At 66.5% G+C, this 15,552-nt stretch carries 18 protein-coding genes; 12 read left to right on the forward strand and 6 right to left on the reverse strand.

All coding sequences use genetic code 11. From position 1 onward, the window contains the following. Positions 1-80 precede the first annotated feature (80 nt). From ACZ5Z2_RS05075 to ACZ5Z2_RS05095, 5 genes are all read right to left on the reverse strand, one after another. Positions 81-212, reverse strand: a complete 132-nt coding sequence (locus tag ACZ5Z2_RS05075) for a hypothetical protein (RefSeq protein WP_464759780.1) — start codon at positions 210-212, stop codon at positions 81-83. A 627-nt stretch (positions 213-839) separates the two neighbouring features. Further along, positions 840-1,061 (reverse strand): hypothetical protein, encoded by a 222-nt coding sequence (locus ACZ5Z2_RS05080; RefSeq protein WP_464760867.1) that lies wholly within the window; start codon positions 1,059-1,061, stop codon positions 840-842. Positions 1,062-1,155: 94 nt separating this feature from the next. Continuing rightward, positions 1,156-1,431 carry a hypothetical protein gene (locus ACZ5Z2_RS05085; RefSeq protein ID WP_464760868.1) on the reverse strand — a complete coding sequence of 92 codons (276 nt, stop codon included), beginning with the start codon at positions 1,429-1,431 and terminating at the stop codon, positions 1,156-1,158. A 92-nt stretch (positions 1,432-1,523) separates the two neighbouring features. Beyond that, positions 1,524-2,324, reverse strand: coding sequence for a PDZ domain-containing protein (locus tag ACZ5Z2_RS05090; RefSeq protein ID WP_464760869.1), 801 nt, complete (start codon positions 2,322-2,324; stop codon positions 1,524-1,526). Positions 2,325-2,864: 540 nt separating this feature from the next. Further along, the gene (locus tag ACZ5Z2_RS05095) at positions 2,865-3,548 is read right to left on the reverse strand and encodes a type 1 glutamine amidotransferase domain-containing protein (RefSeq protein ID WP_464760870.1); all 684 of its coding nucleotides are present in this window, start codon (positions 3,546-3,548) and stop codon (positions 2,865-2,867) included. Between the two features lie 126 nt (positions 3,549-3,674). On the opposite strand from ACZ5Z2_RS05095, the gene ribH reads away from it, so the two are divergent. The 5 genes from ribH to ACZ5Z2_RS05120 are packed head-to-tail and all read left to right on the forward strand — an operon-like array spanning position 3,675 to position 6,620. Then, a complete protein-coding gene (gene ribH / locus ACZ5Z2_RS05100) occupies positions 3,675-4,136 on the forward strand; it encodes a 6,7-dimethyl-8-ribityllumazine synthase (protein ID WP_464760871.1) in 462 nt (153 codons plus the stop codon). Continuing rightward, positions 4,136-4,582 (forward strand): transcription antitermination factor NusB, encoded by a 447-nt coding sequence (gene nusB / locus ACZ5Z2_RS05105; RefSeq protein ID WP_464760872.1) that lies wholly within the window; start codon positions 4,136-4,138, stop codon positions 4,580-4,582. The genes ribH and nusB overlap by 1 nt, the downstream gene beginning before the upstream one ends. Beyond that, complete coding sequence (locus ACZ5Z2_RS05110; RefSeq protein WP_464760873.1) at positions 4,582-5,139, forward strand: GNAT family N-acetyltransferase; 558 nt, start codon at positions 4,582-4,584, stop codon at positions 5,137-5,139. The genes nusB and ACZ5Z2_RS05110 overlap by 1 nt, the downstream gene beginning before the upstream one ends. A 12-nt stretch (positions 5,140-5,151) precedes the next feature. Continuing rightward, positions 5,152-6,114 carry a thiamine-phosphate kinase gene (thiL, locus tag ACZ5Z2_RS05115; protein ID WP_464760874.1) on the forward strand — a complete coding sequence of 321 codons (963 nt, stop codon included), beginning with the start codon at positions 5,152-5,154 and terminating at the stop codon, positions 6,112-6,114. Next, on the forward strand, positions 6,111-6,620 hold the full coding sequence (locus tag ACZ5Z2_RS05120) for a phosphatidylglycerophosphatase A family protein (protein WP_464760875.1): 510 nt from the start codon (positions 6,111-6,113) through the stop codon (positions 6,618-6,620). Before thiL ends, ACZ5Z2_RS05120 begins: the two co-directional genes overlap by 4 nt. A gap of 205 nt (positions 6,621-6,825) precedes the next feature. Here the strand turns inward: ACZ5Z2_RS05120 and ACZ5Z2_RS05125 are convergent, their stop codons facing one another. Beyond that, positions 6,826-8,307, reverse strand: a complete 1,482-nt coding sequence (locus ACZ5Z2_RS05125; RefSeq protein ID WP_464760876.1) for an alpha-L-fucosidase — start codon at positions 8,305-8,307, stop codon at positions 6,826-6,828. A 164-nt stretch (positions 8,308-8,471) separates the two neighbouring features. Here ACZ5Z2_RS05125 and ACZ5Z2_RS05130 point away from each other — a divergent pair, with 164 nt between their 5' ends. The 7 genes from ACZ5Z2_RS05130 (at position 8,472) to ACZ5Z2_RS05160 (ending at position 15,546) form a co-directional block, all read left to right on the forward strand. Beyond that, complete coding sequence (locus ACZ5Z2_RS05130; RefSeq protein ID WP_464760877.1) at positions 8,472-9,446, forward strand: potassium channel beta subunit family protein; 975 nt, start codon at positions 8,472-8,474, stop codon at positions 9,444-9,446. 57 nt (positions 9,447-9,503) lie between these two features. After that, a complete protein-coding gene (hemP, locus tag ACZ5Z2_RS05135) occupies positions 9,504-9,728 on the forward strand; it encodes a hemin uptake protein HemP (protein ID WP_464760878.1) in 225 nt (74 codons plus the stop codon). A gap of 104 nt (positions 9,729-9,832) precedes the next feature. After that, entirely contained in the window at positions 9,833-10,393 is a 561-nt protein-coding gene (locus tag ACZ5Z2_RS05140; protein ID WP_464760879.1) for a hypothetical protein, read from the forward strand. 170 nt (positions 10,394-10,563) lie between these two features. Beyond that, positions 10,564-11,835 carry an efflux RND transporter periplasmic adaptor subunit gene (locus tag ACZ5Z2_RS05145; RefSeq protein WP_464760880.1) on the forward strand — a complete coding sequence of 424 codons (1,272 nt, stop codon included), beginning with the start codon at positions 10,564-10,566 and terminating at the stop codon, positions 11,833-11,835. Positions 11,836-11,969: 134 nt separating this feature from the next. Beyond that, positions 11,970-12,695 (forward strand): ABC transporter ATP-binding protein, encoded by a 726-nt coding sequence (locus ACZ5Z2_RS05150; RefSeq protein ID WP_464760881.1) that lies wholly within the window; start codon positions 11,970-11,972, stop codon positions 12,693-12,695. 34 nt (positions 12,696-12,729) lie between these two features. After that, on the forward strand, positions 12,730-14,076 hold the full coding sequence (locus ACZ5Z2_RS05155) for a TolC family outer membrane protein (RefSeq protein WP_464760882.1): 1,347 nt from the start codon (positions 12,730-12,732) through the stop codon (positions 14,074-14,076). A gap of 156 nt (positions 14,077-14,232) precedes the next feature. Then, the gene (locus ACZ5Z2_RS05160) at positions 14,233-15,546 is read left to right on the forward strand and encodes an ABC transporter permease (protein WP_464760883.1); all 1,314 of its coding nucleotides are present in this window, start codon (positions 14,233-14,235) and stop codon (positions 15,544-15,546) included. The last annotated feature ends 6 nt before the right edge of the window (positions 15,547-15,552 follow it).

Below are 15,552 nucleotides of genomic sequence, written 5' to 3' on the forward strand. Positions count from 1 at the left end.
GAAGGACTGCAAGCTGCCGTGAAGCTGGACGAAACACACGAACCGATGAAGCAACAACAAGCTACCGCCTAACGCTTGAATTAAGCGGCGGCGGAGCCGTCCGCCTTGAATGACTGGTTAGGGGCGAAGTAGACCTGCACGCTCTGCCACTTGTACATGTAGAACGTACCGACACCAACGACCAGCAGGCCCGGAAGAACATACGCTAGCATGCCGAAGAATGGACATGGTGCTACGAATGCGAGCGCCAGGAAACCCAAATACACGGCGCGAGCATATGGCTGTTTTGACGCTAGAGCCCAGGCGGTGAATGGGCCAACGATGCCTAGCAAGGAGGCAAGTACGCCGGCGCCGCTGCTCCACCACTCAGCGTAAGTGACGTGCCGACCTTGTATAGCGTATGAGTCGATTGGAATGACCGATATGACCAAGAATACGAAGCAACATGCCGCATGCGCAGTTAGAAACTTTAGAAGCTTTGGCATGCCGCTGAAGTTTGCCCACATGGCCTAGCCCCTAACGCCTGAGTTAAGCGGCGGCCCGCCAGGGCCGTCCGCTTGGACGAAGAGTTAGACGGTTGCTACGCGGTGCGCACAGGCGACGACGCTTGGCCGGGCTGAGCGCAGAGCTTGAGCAACTGACAACCCCCAACTGCCAGCTCTGAAGGCGGAAGACTTGCCGAGCGCCACGAACAAGGTTGCCGAGGCGAAGGACTGCAAGCTGCCGTAAAGCTGGGTGAAACACACGAACCGATGAAGCAACAACAAGCTACCGACTAACGCCTGAGTTAAGCGGCGGCGCAGCCGTCCGCCTTGAACGAGTTGTTAGCCGAGCCCAAGTTACTTGGCCTTTGCCGGCTTTCCGTGCTCTTCCATGAACTCGGCGAACTTTGCCCAAGACAAACGACGCTTGTTTACCGAATTACCCCTTGGAAGCCACTCGATGTTTCCCTTGCTGATGAGCAAGGTGCCGAGCTTCCCATCATCGGAGCGAACCACTACCTCGAAATCTTTGTGGGCGACGACGGCGGTGTCGATTTTGACGCGTACTTCATGTGCCATGACTTTCCCCTGTTGATAACGGCTAACGCTTGAGTTAAGCGGCGGCGAAGCCGTCCGCCTTGAACGAGTTGTTAGATGTTTGGCGAGTAGCCACCTACTTGACCCGCTTGTTGATTGCCAAGAGGCGCGCTACGACGGCTTCGCCGATTTGTTGAAACTGCTGGTCTGACAGCTCCATGTTGTCTAAGTGATCGTTGGGGTACGCGCTGTGTGTAAAGAAAACTTTGTGCCGCCATATCCGTTCGCGTGCGGTTGGATCGTCCGCAACAACATCATCGAAGATCAGGCGGGAATTCCCGTCGCCGAGATCACGAAGGCAGATGACTATTCCTTCTTTTGCGCGATGACGGCTATCTGCCTCGTTTGCCATGTGTGCTCCTTGCATCTAACGCTGGAGGTAAGCGGCGGCGGAACGCCGTCCGCTTGACCGACTAGTTAGGCTGATTGGCGATACGGCAACGCTCACTGATTGAGGTGAACGCTTTTGGTAAGAACACGGCCCGCTCGGTAGATAGTTACGGTGATGTCTTGCCCTCTCCACTGATCCAGCAACGCGGACGCCGCCTTCGGGTCGTACAGCTTTTGTCCATTCACGGACTCAACGATGTCGCCCGGCAATATGTCACTGCGGAATGCAGGAGTGCCATTTACTACGGTGTTTACGTACAACCCGCTGTTTGACTGAAGAAGTTGGCGCTCTTCGCTTTTGAGGGGGCGCCACTGGACGCCGAGAATGAACTTCTGCTTCACGAAGTAGACGGCGCCGTAGTCGTAGCGGTTTACCGTCATGGGTATATATGTTGTTCTGCTGCCATACGTTGTGGTCGTAGCGTTGCCGTATGCCGTAACCGAACCCCCGGAACCATAGGCGGTGGCGGAGCCATTTGTATACGAGGTTGTTGAGGTTGGCGTTGTAAGTGGAATCTGGCTCGTGACCGAACCGGTATAGCTTGGGTCAACGATGACAACGAGATCCGCGCCCAGTTTCTTGGCTTGGCTTATGGCCTCGGTGTCAGGTTCGTTGTGTCCGCTGTTGAACGACGAATAGCCGATTACGACGTATCCTTGTTGGGCGTACGGCTTCGGGTCAGGGAATTTCAACGCGTGATCTACTAGTGGCATGTCTGGTGCGGGAGCTGCACGTAACTGTGCGATTACCTCAGGTGTGGCGCCCGGTACCGCCCGATAGAACTTGGTATAGCCATTACCGAAGGCGCAGCCTGCAAGGCCAAGGACCAACAGCACAATCACTAGGTTCTTCATAACATCCCCCTTCAGTTGTTGTTTGAAGCCTAACTTAAATTCGATTGTTGAATGAAGCCTAATCCAGCAGCCTAATCCGGTAGATCGAGCCGCAACTGCCGGAAGCTTCCTACATAAATCAAAGGGTTCCCCTGATCGCGCCGCCTATTCCCGCAGCCTAATCCTGCAGCCTAATCCTGCAGCCTTTCCTCGGAGGCGGCGACCATGCAGCGATCCTCTCACCCGGAGCCGGCGTGGGCAAGCGCGTTTGACGCCCCCTGGCGACGTGACTGCGGTGCCTCGGTTGGGTGCGGGCGTACATGTGTCGCAGGTACGGGAGCGCTAGCCGGAATGTCGCGAGATGCAGGGCCGGCCGGATAGCCGGCCGCAAGGCTTGTCGAGGTGGCAAACCGAGGTGAGCCTAGCCGCAGGCGTCCCCTGAAACTCCAGGAAAGTGGCCGGGGCTGCGCCGGATGGCAAACCGTTGCGGTGGGCATGGGCGATGGCGGGTGAGGGCAAGGCAATCATGCGGGTCGGCGGAAGCGCCGCCGCGCACTACCCTCAAAGCAACGCCGCCACCCTCTCCGCCGTCGCCCTGGCCGATTGCGGGTTCTGGCCGGTCACCAGCCGTCCGTCGACGACGACCTTCGGAGTGAACGGCAGCAGGGCTTTCTCGTAGCGCGCGCCGCGTTGCTTCATGGCCTGCTCGGCGTTGTAGGGCACCTTGCGGGCGACCCCGGCCAACACCTCCTCCGTCCACGCAAAGCCGGTGATCCGGCGCCCGGCGACCAGCAGCGTGCCGTCCGACAGCCTGGTGTTCAGCAGGCCGCAATAGCCGTGGCAGACGGCAGCAACGATGCCGCCGCGCTCGTGGATGTCGCGCGTGATCCGCTGAAGTTCCGCGTCATCGGGGAAGTCCCACATCACCCCGTGGCCGCCGGTGAAATAGATCGCGTCGAATTCCGCCGGGTCGATCTGCTCGGGCCGCGCCGTTGCCGACAGCAGCGCCATGCGGGCGTCGTCGGCCAGCCAGGCCTTGGCGGTGGCGTCGAGGTTCGGCCATTTGAGCGAGCGCGGCTCCAGCGGCGAGACGCCGCCCTGCGGGCTCACGATCCGCTGCTCCCAGCCTTTGCCGGCGAAGGCCTGGTAGGCGTGGGTCAGTTCGGATAGCCACAGGCCGGTCGGCTCGGACGGATCGGCGTAGTGGGCGACGTTGGTGACAACGTGGAGGATGCGCTTGCTCATGGCGGGAACCCCGGTTGGCGTGCCCTTTCCATGGGTGCGGGGACGCCCGATGCAAGCACCGCCGCCCCCAAACTCGTAAAATACCCGCCTCGCATGGGCTTGCTGCCCGCTCAGGATCATTCCCGCATGAAAACCATCGAAGGCGATTTCGCCACGCCCAAGGGCCGCTTTGCCATCGTCGCGGGCCGTTTCAACGGCTTCGTCGTGGAGCCGCTGGTGGCCGGGGCGCGCGATGCGCTGGTGCGCCATGGCGTGAAGGACGACGACATCGAGTTGGTGCGCGTGCCCGGCGCCTGGGAGATCGCGCTGGCCGCGCACAAGCTGGCGACCTCGGGCAAGTACGCCGCGGTGATCGCGCTGGGCGCGGTGATCCGCGGTTCCACGCCGCATTTCGACTACGTGGCCGGCGAGTGCGCCAAGGGCCTGGCCAAGGCAGCGCTGGATTCCGGTGTGCCGGTGGCGTTCGGCGTGCTCACCACCGACAGCATCGAGCAGGCCATCGAGCGTTCCGGCACCAAGGCCGGCAACAAGGGTGCCGACGCGGCCATCGCCGCGCTGGAGATGGTCAACCTGTACGGCCAACTGTGATGCACGCACGCCCCGAAGGCATCGACCTCGCCGCGCGCTCGCGCGCCCGCCGCCGCGCGCTGCAGGCGCTGTACGCGTGGCAGCTGTCCGGCAGCCACATGAACGCGGTGATCGAGCAGTTCCGCCACGAGCAGGACATGGAAGTGGCCGACCTCGACTACTTCGAGGATCTGCTGCACGGCGTGGAGCATCACGTCGCCGAACTGGATACCGCGCTGCGCCCCTACCTCGACCGCGAGGTGGCCGAGGTCGATCCCATCGAGCGCGCCGCGCTGCGCCTGGCCGCGTACGAGCTGAAGCACCGCCCCGACGTGCCGTACCGCGTAGTGATCAACGAGGCGATCGAGGTCACCAAGCGCTTCGGCGCCGACCACGGCCACAGCTATGTCAACGGTGTGCTGGACAAGCTGGCCGGCGAGTTGCGCACGGTCGAGAAGCGCGGCTGATGCTGTGCTCCGGCGCAGCGTCCGCAGCGGACGGCTTGGTGCCGGTGCTGGAAACCCCGCGCCTGCGCCTGCGCGGCCATCGCGTGGACGACTTCGAGCCGCTGGCCGCGCTCTGGGCTGATCCCGAGGTGATCCGCTACATGGGCGGCAAGCCTTCCACGCCGCAGGAATCATGGATGCGCCTGCTGCGCTATCCGGGCATGTGGGTGCTCCTGGGCTACGGTTTCTGGGCCATCGAGGAGAAGGCCGGCGGTCGCATGATCGGCGACATCGGCTACATGGACGCCAGGCGTCCGATCGAGCCGCCGCTGGACGGCATGCCCGAACTCGGCTGGGCGCTGGCCCGCGACGCGCAGGGCAACGGTTATGCGCGCGAGGCGCTGGCCGCCGTGCTGGCGTGGGGCAGGAGCCACTTCGGTGTGCATCGCGCCGCCTGCATCATCGAGCTAGGCAATGCGGCCTCGATCCGGCTGGCCATGGATACCGGCTTCGTCTTCCTGCACGAGGTGACCTATCGCGACGTGCCGGTTCGCGTGTACGTGCGCGACGAAACCTGAGGCCATCCGGCCATGGAATTCCGCCTGATCGATCGCATCCGCGAGCGCACCGCGCAGCCGCGCGGGGACGTGCGCCTTGGCATCGGCGACGACGCCGCGCTGCTGGCCGTGCCTGCGGGGCAGGAGCTGGCGGTGGCCATCGACACGATGGTCGAGGGCGTGCACTTCCCCGTTGGCACGGCACCCGCCGACATCGGCTGGAAGGCGCTGGCGGTGAACCTTTCCGATCTCGCCGCGATGGGCGCCACGCCGGCGTGGGCCTTGTTGGCGCTGACCCTGCCGCGCCCCGACGCGGCCTTCGTCGACGGTCTGGCCGAGGGTTTCGCGCAATTGGCGAACCCGTATCGTCTGGCCCTGGTGGGCGGCGACACCACGCGCGGCCCGCTCGCGCTCAGCGTGGCCGTGCACGGCTTCGTGCAGCCGGGGCAGGCGTTGACCCGCGCCGGCGCGCAGGCGGGCGACGCGGTGCTGGTCACCGGCACGCTGGGCGATGCGGCGGCCGGCCTGCGCTGCCTGCAATCGCAGATGGACGTCCAGACGTCCATGCGCGATTTCCTGCTGGATCGGCTGAGCCGGCCGGTGCCGCGCGTGGCGGCCGGGTTGGCATTGCGCGGACGCGCCAGCGCCTGCCTCGACGTTTCCGACGGCCTGCTCGCCGACCTTGGCCACCTCTGTGCGGCCAGCGGCGTCGGCGCGGAGATCGACGCAGCCCTGCTGCCGCATTCGCCGGCCCTGCTCGGTGCGTTCGGCGAGGCCGCCGCGCGCGACTTCGCGCTGACCGGCGGCGACGATTACGAACTGTGCTTCACCGTGCCTGCCGCGCGGGCGGACGAGGTGCGGGACGAGCTTGCGCGATCCGGCTGCGGCGCCACGCGCATCGGCCGCATCGTGGCTGGCACGGGCGTGCGCGTGCGCGACGCGGACGGCGCATGGCTGGAGTCCGCGCGCCAAGGCTGGGATCATTTCGCGCCATGAGCGCATCCGCCGAACGCAAGACCCTGACGCCCGCGCAACGCCGCGCCTTGCTCGCCACGCCGGCGGGCTGGATCGCCTGCGGGCTCGGCTCCGGCCTCGCGCCGGTGGCGCAGGGCACCTTCGGCTCGCTGGCGGCGATCCTGCCGTGGCTGCTGCTGCGCGAACTCTCGCTGCCGCTCAACCTGCTGGCCATCGCGCTGGGCTTCGCGCTGGGCGTGTGGGCCTGCGAGATGGCCGGCCGCGCGCTGGGCGTGGATGACCACCGTGCGCTGGTGTGGGACGAATTCGTCGGCCAGTGGATCGCGCTGCTGCCTGCGCTGGTGGCGCCGTGGTGGACGGTGCTTGCGGGCTTCGCGCTGTTCCGCCTGTTCGACGTGTGGAAGCCGTGGCCGATCCGCGTGTTCGACCGCCGCCTCAAGGGCGGCCTGGGCGTGATGGTGGACGACGTGATCGCCGGCGTGTTCGCGGCGGCGGTGCTGGCGATTGCGCTGCGCTTCGTGCGCTGACGATGCAGGCAGGGCAAAACGCTTGGGGGGCTTTGCCCGTCATTCCGGCGCAGGCCGGAATCCAGTAGCGATTGTGTTCGTTCAGGCCTTGCCGTCACTGGATGACCAGCTTCGCTGTTGTGAAGCTCCTCCGGCCTGCGCCGGGATGACGGGTGGGAGAGTCTCCAGTGTCCAGATAAGGCGCGGCGTGTAGCCACACCCAACGCTATTTCTCGTCGTGCCCCGGCCCGTAGCGGCGATCCGGCCCGCGGTACGCCGCCACGCGCGAAAGCCGCGGCGTGCCGTAGGCGAATTCCAGCAGCACGCGCAGCCTGGTCGTGCGCACCGGGTCGAAGCGCGCGAGTTTCCTGTGGCCGATGGTGGTGCCCCAGGCAAGCGGCTGCCACGCACGGCCGTTCCACGTCTCGACGCGATGGTTGGCGATGTTCTGGCCGAGGGCGATGGCCTCGCCGAGTTCCAGCGTGTCGAATTCGATCTCGCGCGGCAGTTCGATTTCCAGCCACGCGTTGCGCACGCTGCGCGCGGCGCTCCAGTACGCGTCGGGATCGGCGTCGAGCACGCTGGCGGCCGGGTGCGCGAGGTCGCTGCTGCTGGCGCGCACGCTGGCGCCTTGCAGCAGGTCGGCGGCGAACAGCGCGGTGCGCCTCGCCGCGAAGCCCTGCAGCGAGGCGACGTCAACGTCCTCGAACAGGCCGTCGCGGTTCGGCGGCACGTTGAGCAGCAGCTTGCTGTTGCGCCCCACCGAGCTGAAGTACAGCCCCATCAGGTCGTCGGGCGAACGCACCTTGTCGTTTTCCTCGGGATGCCAGAACCAGCCGGGACGGATCGACACATCGGATTCGCCAGGGCGCCACGCGCTGCCGTGCGGATCGCCGTGGCCCAGCAGGTCGCCCACCCAGGGGCGGTCATAGCCCGGGTAGGGCACGCTGGCCGGGTCGACGCTGGCCCAGCAGGTTTCGCCGGCCACGCCCTTCTCGTCGCCGATCCAGCGCACGTCGGGGCCGGCGTCGGAGAACATGATCGCGTCGGGCTGCAGCCTGCGCACGGTGGCGTGGATGCGCGGCCAGTCGTAGGCCTGCCTGCGGCCGTCCGGGCCTTCGCCGTTGGCGCCGTCGAACCACACCTCCACGATCCTGCCGTAGTTGCCGAGCAGCTCGGTGAGCTGGGCGACGTAGTAGTCGTTGTAGGCCGCGCCGCTGCCGTAGACCTTGGCATTGCGATCCCACGGCGACAGGTACAGGCCGGCGCCCAGGCCTTCGGCGCGGCAGGCGTCGGTGAATTCGCGCACCACGTCGCCGTGGCCGTTTTTCCACGGACTGCTTTTCACCGAGTGCTGTGTGGTGGCGGTGGGCCACAGGCAGAAGCCGTCGTGGTGCTTGGCGGTGAGGATCATGCTGCGGAAGCCGGCCTGCTTCGCCGTGCGCGCCCATTGCCGTGCGTCCAGCCTGCGCGGGTTGAAGATCGTTGGCGATTCGGTGCCGTCACCCCATTCCTTGCCGGTGAAGGTGTTCACTGTGAGGTGCACGAACATCGCCAGCTCGTCGCGTTGCCAGCGCAGCTGCTGCGGCGTGGGGCGCGGACGCGTTCCGTCGTCGTCGGGTGCGAAAACGGCGTCGGCATGGCTGGCGCGCGGCAGGCCGAGCGAGGCGATGGCCGAACCGGCGATCAGGAAACGGCGACGATCCATGCGGAGCCTTGGGAACATGATGTGGCGACTACTATAGGCAAGACTTGCCTCGATCCAAAAGCAAGTCCCCTATCTTGGGTAACGCGCGGGCACGGCTTGCATTCGTCGCCGGCGCCGACGCAGCATGCGGAAGATCGCCCGCCTTGCCCCGATGGAGTTTCCCCATGCAATACCGCCGCCTCGGCCGTTCCGGCTTGCCGCTTTCCGTCCTTTCCTTCGGCGCCTGGGCCACGTTCGGCAAGGGCGTGGGGCGCTCGCTGGCGCGCGAGCTGCTGGCGCTGGCGTGGGATCGCGGCGTCAACTTCTTCGACAACGCGGAAACCTACGGCAACGGCGAGGCGGAGTCGCTGATGGGCGACGTGCTGGCCGACCTGCGTTTCCCGCGCGACAGCTGGTGCGTGTCGAGCAAGGTGTTTTTCGGTGCGCAGGAGCATCCCCGGCCCACGCAGCGCGGTTTGTCGCGCAAGCACGTGATCGAGGCCTGCCATCAGGCGTTGCAGCGCCTGCGCGTGGATTACCTTGACCTTTACTTCTGCCATCGACCCGACCCCGACACGCCCATCGAGGAGACCGTGGCGGCGATGGACATGCTGGTGCGCCAAGGCAAGGTGCTGTACTGGGGCACCAGCGAGTGGCCGGCGCAGGCCATCGTCGAGGCACATCAGGTCGCGAAGGAAAACCACCTCACTGCACCCGTGATGGAGCAGCCCGAATACAACCTGCTGCACCGTGAGCGCGTCGAGGTGGAATACGCGTCGCTGTACCGCGACTACGGCATGGGCACCACGACCTGGTCGCCACTGGCCTCGGGCCTACTCAGCGGCAAGTACGACGACGGCGTGCCGTCGGATTCGCGGCTGGCGCACCCCGACTATGCGTGGCTGCGCGAACGCGTACTGGGCGAGGGCGGCAAACGCGTGGAGCAGGTGCGTCGCCTGCGCCCGCTGGCGGACGAGCTGGGTTGCAGCACCGCGCAACTCGCCATCGCGTGGTGCGCGGCCAACCCGCACGTCTCCACCGTGATGCTGGGTGCAAGCCGGCTGGAGCAACTGGAGCACAACCTGGCCGCGCTGGACGTGCTGCCGAAGCTGGACGAGGCGCTGCGCCAGCGCATCGCGCGGGCGGTGGGGGATGGTTGACATGTTAATGAGAATTATTATCATCAACTCCGCCCAACCCCCGATGCGGAGCCGCCCATGTCGATCGCCACCACCCTGAGTCTGCCGGCCGTGAGCAGCCGGCTTGCCCGTCCGCTGCAGCGGCTTTCGTTGCGTTCGCACGTGCCGGAACCGGCGCCCGCCGCGCGCCGCATCAGCAGCCAGTCGCTGCTGGACGGCGGGCGCGAGCTGGTGATCCAGCACCAGGGCAGCGAGTACCACCTGCGCCTTACCCGCAACGACAAGCTGATCCTCACCAAGTAAAGCGCTACCTCCCGTTTCCGCGGCGACCGGCCCGAGGCGGGAATCTTCATGCCAGCACGGCGCCTCGTCGCGCCCGCGCCAGCCAGCCCACGATGGAGAACGCGATGTTCGGCTGGCTGGCTACCCATATCGCCCATGTGTGTCCGCGCGCCGCCGGCGTCGCGGTGGAACGCCGCTGGTTGCGCATCGCGCCGCGACAGTTCGCGCGTCGCCTGCCTGCCGCCGGATGCGTGCTGTACTTGCCGTGCGCGGCGCCGGCGACGATGGACGACGTCGAGTCCGGCCTGCTCGCCGCGCGAGGCGAACTCGCGCCGTTGCTGCGCGTGCGCTGGCTGGTCGCGGCCAGCGTCATCGGCAGCGACGGCCCGCACGAATGGTTGGAATGCCGCGCCCGCGACGGTCGCCTGTGCGCGCGCCTGCACCTGCTGCCGGACAGCGACTACTTGGGCTGGGATGCCTTGCAGGCTGCTGCCGTGCCGGCGCCCTCGGCGAATCGCCGGCGGATCGACGACATGCGCGTCGAAGCCGCGCAACTGCTGGATTTCCGCTGTCGCCGACTGGCCGCATTCGATGTACTGGATGCCGTGCCGGCCATGCGTATTTCCACGCTGGGCGGCGAGATCGCACGCGGCATCGCGCGGGCCGAGGGCTTGCTGCTGGCCTGACCGGCTCTCGGGCCTGTCCGCTGTCCGCGCAGTGTCCGCGGACAGCGGAATCGTCGCGAGGGTATTCGGCAAGTTGTTGCCTTGAATCGTGTTTTTCCTGGGCGCCGGCTTGGCACGTGGATTGCTGAGTACAGGTCGGGGCCGCACTGTCCGCGGCAAGGGAACACACGATGATCCGCGACACTTCCGCTCAAGACCGCATCGTCGAGATCAAGCCCAACCGCAAGCGCCGCCTGCTGTTCATCGGCGGCGGCGTGGCCTTGCTGGTGGTGCTGGCGCTCGCCATGCCGGGCATCCTCCGCCTGTTTTCCGCCGACGCCTCGGTGAGCGCGTCGCGGCTGGCTTTCGCCACCGTCGAGCGCGGGCCGTTCGTGCGCGACATCGCCGCCGAGGGCAAGGTGGTGGCGGCGAACAGCCCCACGCTCTATGCCACCTACGGCGGCGCGGTGAAGCTGCTCGTGCATGCCGGCGACGCGGTGAAGAAGGGCCAGGTGATGGCCGTGATCGACAGCCCCGAGCTGCGCAACAAGCTGGCACAGGAGCAGTCCAAGGCCGACGGGATGCAGGTGGACTACCTGCAGGCGCAGGTGGACGCGCGCACCAAGCGCGGCGCCCTGCAGAAGGCTTACGACGATGCGCAGATCGACGCCAAGAGCGCCGAGACCAACCTCGACCGCGAGCAGAAGGCGTTCGCCGCCGGCGCCGCCACCGGGGTGGAGGTGGATCAGTCGAAGGATGCGCTGGAGAAGGCGCGCATCACGCTGGCGCACGCCAAGGCGGATCTCGGCATGAGCAACGACAGCCTCAACTTCAACATCCAGGCGAAGAAGCTGGCGCACGACAACCAGATGCTGGCGGTGCAGGATCTGCAGCGCCAGGTGGACGACCTCAACGTGAAGTCGCCGGTGGACGGCCAGGTCGGTCAGCTGTTCGTCGCGCCGGTGGCCACCGTGGCGAAGGACGCGCAACTGCTCAGCGTGATCGACCTCACCGCGCTGGAAGTGGAGGTGAAGGTGCCGGAGAGCTTCGCGCGAGACCTCGCCATCGGCATGACCGGCGAGATCAGCGGCAACGGCAGCACGTGGAAAGGCCTGGTCAGCGCGATCTCGCCCGAAGTGGTGAATGGCGAAGTGGCCGCCCGCGTGCGCTTCGAGGGCACCACGCCGAAGGAGCTGCGCCAGAACCAGCGCCTGTCCGTGCGCATCCTGCTCGACAAGCGCGACAACGTGCTCACCGTGCAGCGCGGCTCCTTCGTCGACGAATCCGGCGGCAGCTACGCCTACGTGGTCAGGGACGGCATCGCCACCAAGACGCCGATCCGCGTGGGCGTGAGCAGCATCGACAAGGTGGAGGTCCTCGAAGGCCTGAAGGAAGGCGACCGCATCGTGATCTCCGGTACCGACAGCTTCAAGGGTGCGCAGCGCGTAGCCATCAGCCGGTAACCAGTGCGTTCGTCCGTGAACGCGAAAATCAAAAAGCGGCCATCCGTGGCCGCACTTTTCAAGAAAAGCCTCTCCTTGCGGAGAGGTGGCGAAAAAACCGAAGAACCATCCACCACCACCGAGGAACGTGAACCATGCTGAAGATGACCCACCTGTCCAAGGTCTACCGCACCGAAGTGGTGGAGACCTATGCGCTGCGTGATTTCAACATCGACGTGAAGGAAGGCGAGTTCGTCGCCGTCACCGGCCCGTCCGGCTCGGGCAAGACCACCTTCCTCACCATCGCCGGCCTGCTGGAAACTTTCACCGGCGGCGAGTACCACCTCGACGGCATCGAGGTGAGCCAGCTCAACGACAACGCGCGCTCGAAGATCCGCAACGAGAAGATCGGCTTCATCTTCCAGGCGTTCAACCTGATCCCCGACCTCAACGTGTACGACAACGTGGAAGTGCCGCTGCGCTACCGCGGCATGAAGGCGCCCGAGCGCAAGCAGCGCATCATGGACGCGCTGGAGCGCGTGGGCCTGGCCTCGCGCTTCAAGCACTACCCCGCTGAACTCTCCGGCGGCCAGCAGCAGCGCGTGGCGATCGCCCGTGCGCTGGCCGGCTCGCCCCGCCTGCTGCTCGCCGACGAACCCACCGGCAACCTGGACACCCAGATGGCCCGCGGCGTGATGGAGCTGCTGGAGGAGATCCACCGCGACGGCGCCACCATCGTGATGGTGACCCACGATCCCGAACTGGCCGCGCGTGCGCAGCGCAACGTGCACATCATCGACGGCCAGGTGGTGGATCTGTCCGAAGACCCGCGCTTCCACGCCAGCGTGTCCGCCGCGCGCGGCAACGCCAATCCGGCCTGAGCGTCCGCCGCTCATCACCCTGCGAGTCCAGCCCATGCGTTTGAAGCTGCTGCCCGTGCTGCTCCTGCTCGCCGTCGCCCCGTTCGCGGGGCATGGCGAAGACCTGATGGATGCCTACCGGCAGGCCGTCGCCAACGATCCCGTGCTGGCCACCGCCGACGCGCAGCGGCTGATGGTGGCCGAGGGCGTGCCGATGGCCCGCGCGGCGCTGCTGCCGCATCTGTCCGCGGGGCTGGAGCTGGATCAGATCCACAGCGGCAGCAGCGGGCAGACCACCGACAGCAACGGCAATATCGTCAGCACGGGAGGTGGCGGCCACGTGCGTGACCGCAACCTCACCGGCAACCTCAGCCAGCCCATCCTCGACCTGTCCGCCATCGCCAACCTGCGTGCCGCGCACGCGGCCGACGATGCGCAGGAGCAGACCTACCAGGCCGCGTTGCAGAACCTGTACGTGCGCGTGGCCAACGCGTACTTCAACGTGCTGGTGTCGCAGGACATGCTGGACATCGACCGCGCCTACGAGGACGCCTACAAGCAGGAATTCGACCAGACCTCATCGCGCTTCAAGAACGGCCTGTCGATGGCGGCGGACGTCAGCCAGTCCAAGGCGCTCTACCTGTACATCAAGGCACAACGGATCAGCGCGGAGGACAGTCTCAAGGATGCGCGCCGCGCGTTGCAGCAGATCACCGGCAAGCCGGTGGGCGAGCTGAAGAAGCTGCGCGACGACCTGCCCATGCAGGCGCCGCAGCCGGACGACGAGCAGGCCTGGGTGGACGCGGCGCTGAAGACCAACCCCACCGTGCTCGCCGCGCGCTACACCGTGAGCAGCGACGAGCACAAGGTGACGGCGGCGCGCGCCGGCCACCTGCCCACGCTCACCGCGGGCGTGGGCTACAACAAGTTCGGCCAATGGACGAGCAACATGCCGGGCAGTGGCGCCTACGGGCCGGCCACCACCACGGTGGGCCTCACGCTCAACATCCCGCTGTTCAGCGGCGGGCTCACGCATGCGCAGGTGAAGCAGGCGCTGTACCAGCGCGACGCCGACCAGGGCGTGCTGGAAACCCAGCGCCGCCAGGCCGCGCGCGACGCCGCCAACTACTTCAACCTGGTGCAGGACGGCATCGAGCAGGTGGCCAGCGCGCGCGACTCGGTGGACGCCGCGCAGAAGACGGTGGCCTCGATGCGCGCGGGCTATTCCATCGGCACGCAGTCGTTGACCAACGTGGTGTTTGCCATCGAGTACCTCGCGAACATGCAGAGCGAATACTCCGTGGTGCGCCACCAGTTCGTGCTCAACAAGCTGCTGCTCAAGCAGGCCGCCGGCACCATCGACGTGCGCGACATGGAAGCGGTGAACGGATTGTTGCAATAACCCTGCCCCCCTCTCCCACTTGTGGGAGAGGGGCCGGGGGGATAGGGGGGCGTGGCGAAGAACGCGCTCTCCCTCAGCCCCTCTCCCGCAGGCGGGAGAGGGTAGGAACGACGGGCCTCTCCTGCGGGCGGGGTGGATCAAACACAGAGTGACGGCATGTTCGCCTACTACTTCCAGCTCGGCCTGCGCAGCCTGCGCCGCAACCCGGCGCTCACCGCGTTGATGGTGATGGCGATCGGCTTCGGCGTGGCCGCGTCGATGATCACCTACTCGGTGTTCCGCGCGGTGTCGGGCAATCCGATCCCGGACAAGTCCGCACGGCTGTTCACGCCGCAGGTCGATGCCTGGGGCCCGCAGCAGAACCTGAAGGGTGGCGAACCGGCGGAAGCGCTGGGCTACATCGACGCGATGGAGCTGCTGCGCGCGCACGAGGCGAAGCGCCAGACATTGCTGTATCCGGTGCAGCTCTCGGTGATACCGGGCGGCAACCGCGACCTGCCCATGAACGCCAACGGCTACGCGGTCACCAGCGATTTCTTCGCCATGTTCGATGTGCCGTTCCGCTACGGCAGCGGCTGGGGTGCACAGGACGACGACGCGCGCGCCAACGACGTGGTCATCAGCAGCGAGCTCGACCAGAAGCTGTTCGGCGGCGCCGACGGCGTGGGGCGCACGCTCAACCTGGGCGGCCACGACTATCGCGTGGTGGGCGTAGCCAGCCACTGGAACCCGCGCCCGCGCTTCTACGACCTGTTCAGCACCAGCGGCTTCGCCGACGAACCGGACATCTACATGGTGTTCAACCGCGCGCTGGATCTGCAGATGCGCACCGGCGGCCGCAACAGTTGCCGCGGTTCGCTCAGTTTCACCACCTGGCAGGAGTACCTGCAGAGCAATTGCGTGTGGATCACGCCGTGGGTGGAGCTGGACAGCCCGTCCGAAGTCGCCGGCTATCGCCGCTTCCTCGCCAACTATGCCGCCGAGCAGCAGGGCGCGGGCCGCTTCGACTGGGCGCCGAACGTGCGGTTGCGCGACGTGATGCAGTGGATGGACTACGAACAGGTGGTGCCGCCGGAGAGCCGCATCTCGCTGGCGGTGGCGCTGGGCTTCTTCCTGATCTGCCTGGTCAACACCATCGGCCTGCTGCTGGCGAAGTTCATGCGGCGTGCCGGCGAGATCGGCGTGCGCCGCGCGCTCGGCGCGACACGCGGCGAAATCTATACCCAGTACCTGATCGAGGCCGGCACGGTGGGCCTGGCCGGCGGCGTGCTGGGCTTGCTGCTCACCGCGGCGGGCGTGGGTGGCGTAGGCGTGCTGTTCCGGCCCGAGATCGCAAAGCTGGCGAAGCTCGATCCGTCGCTGGTGGCGCTCACGTTTGCCGTGGCCATCGTCGCCACCGTGCTTGCGGCGTTCTACCCGGCGTGGCGCGCGGCGCACGTGCAGCCGGCCTGGCAACTGAAGTCGAGCTGAGGAGAG

The sequence above is a fragment of the Rhodanobacter sp. G1 genome (assembly GCF_055397855.1).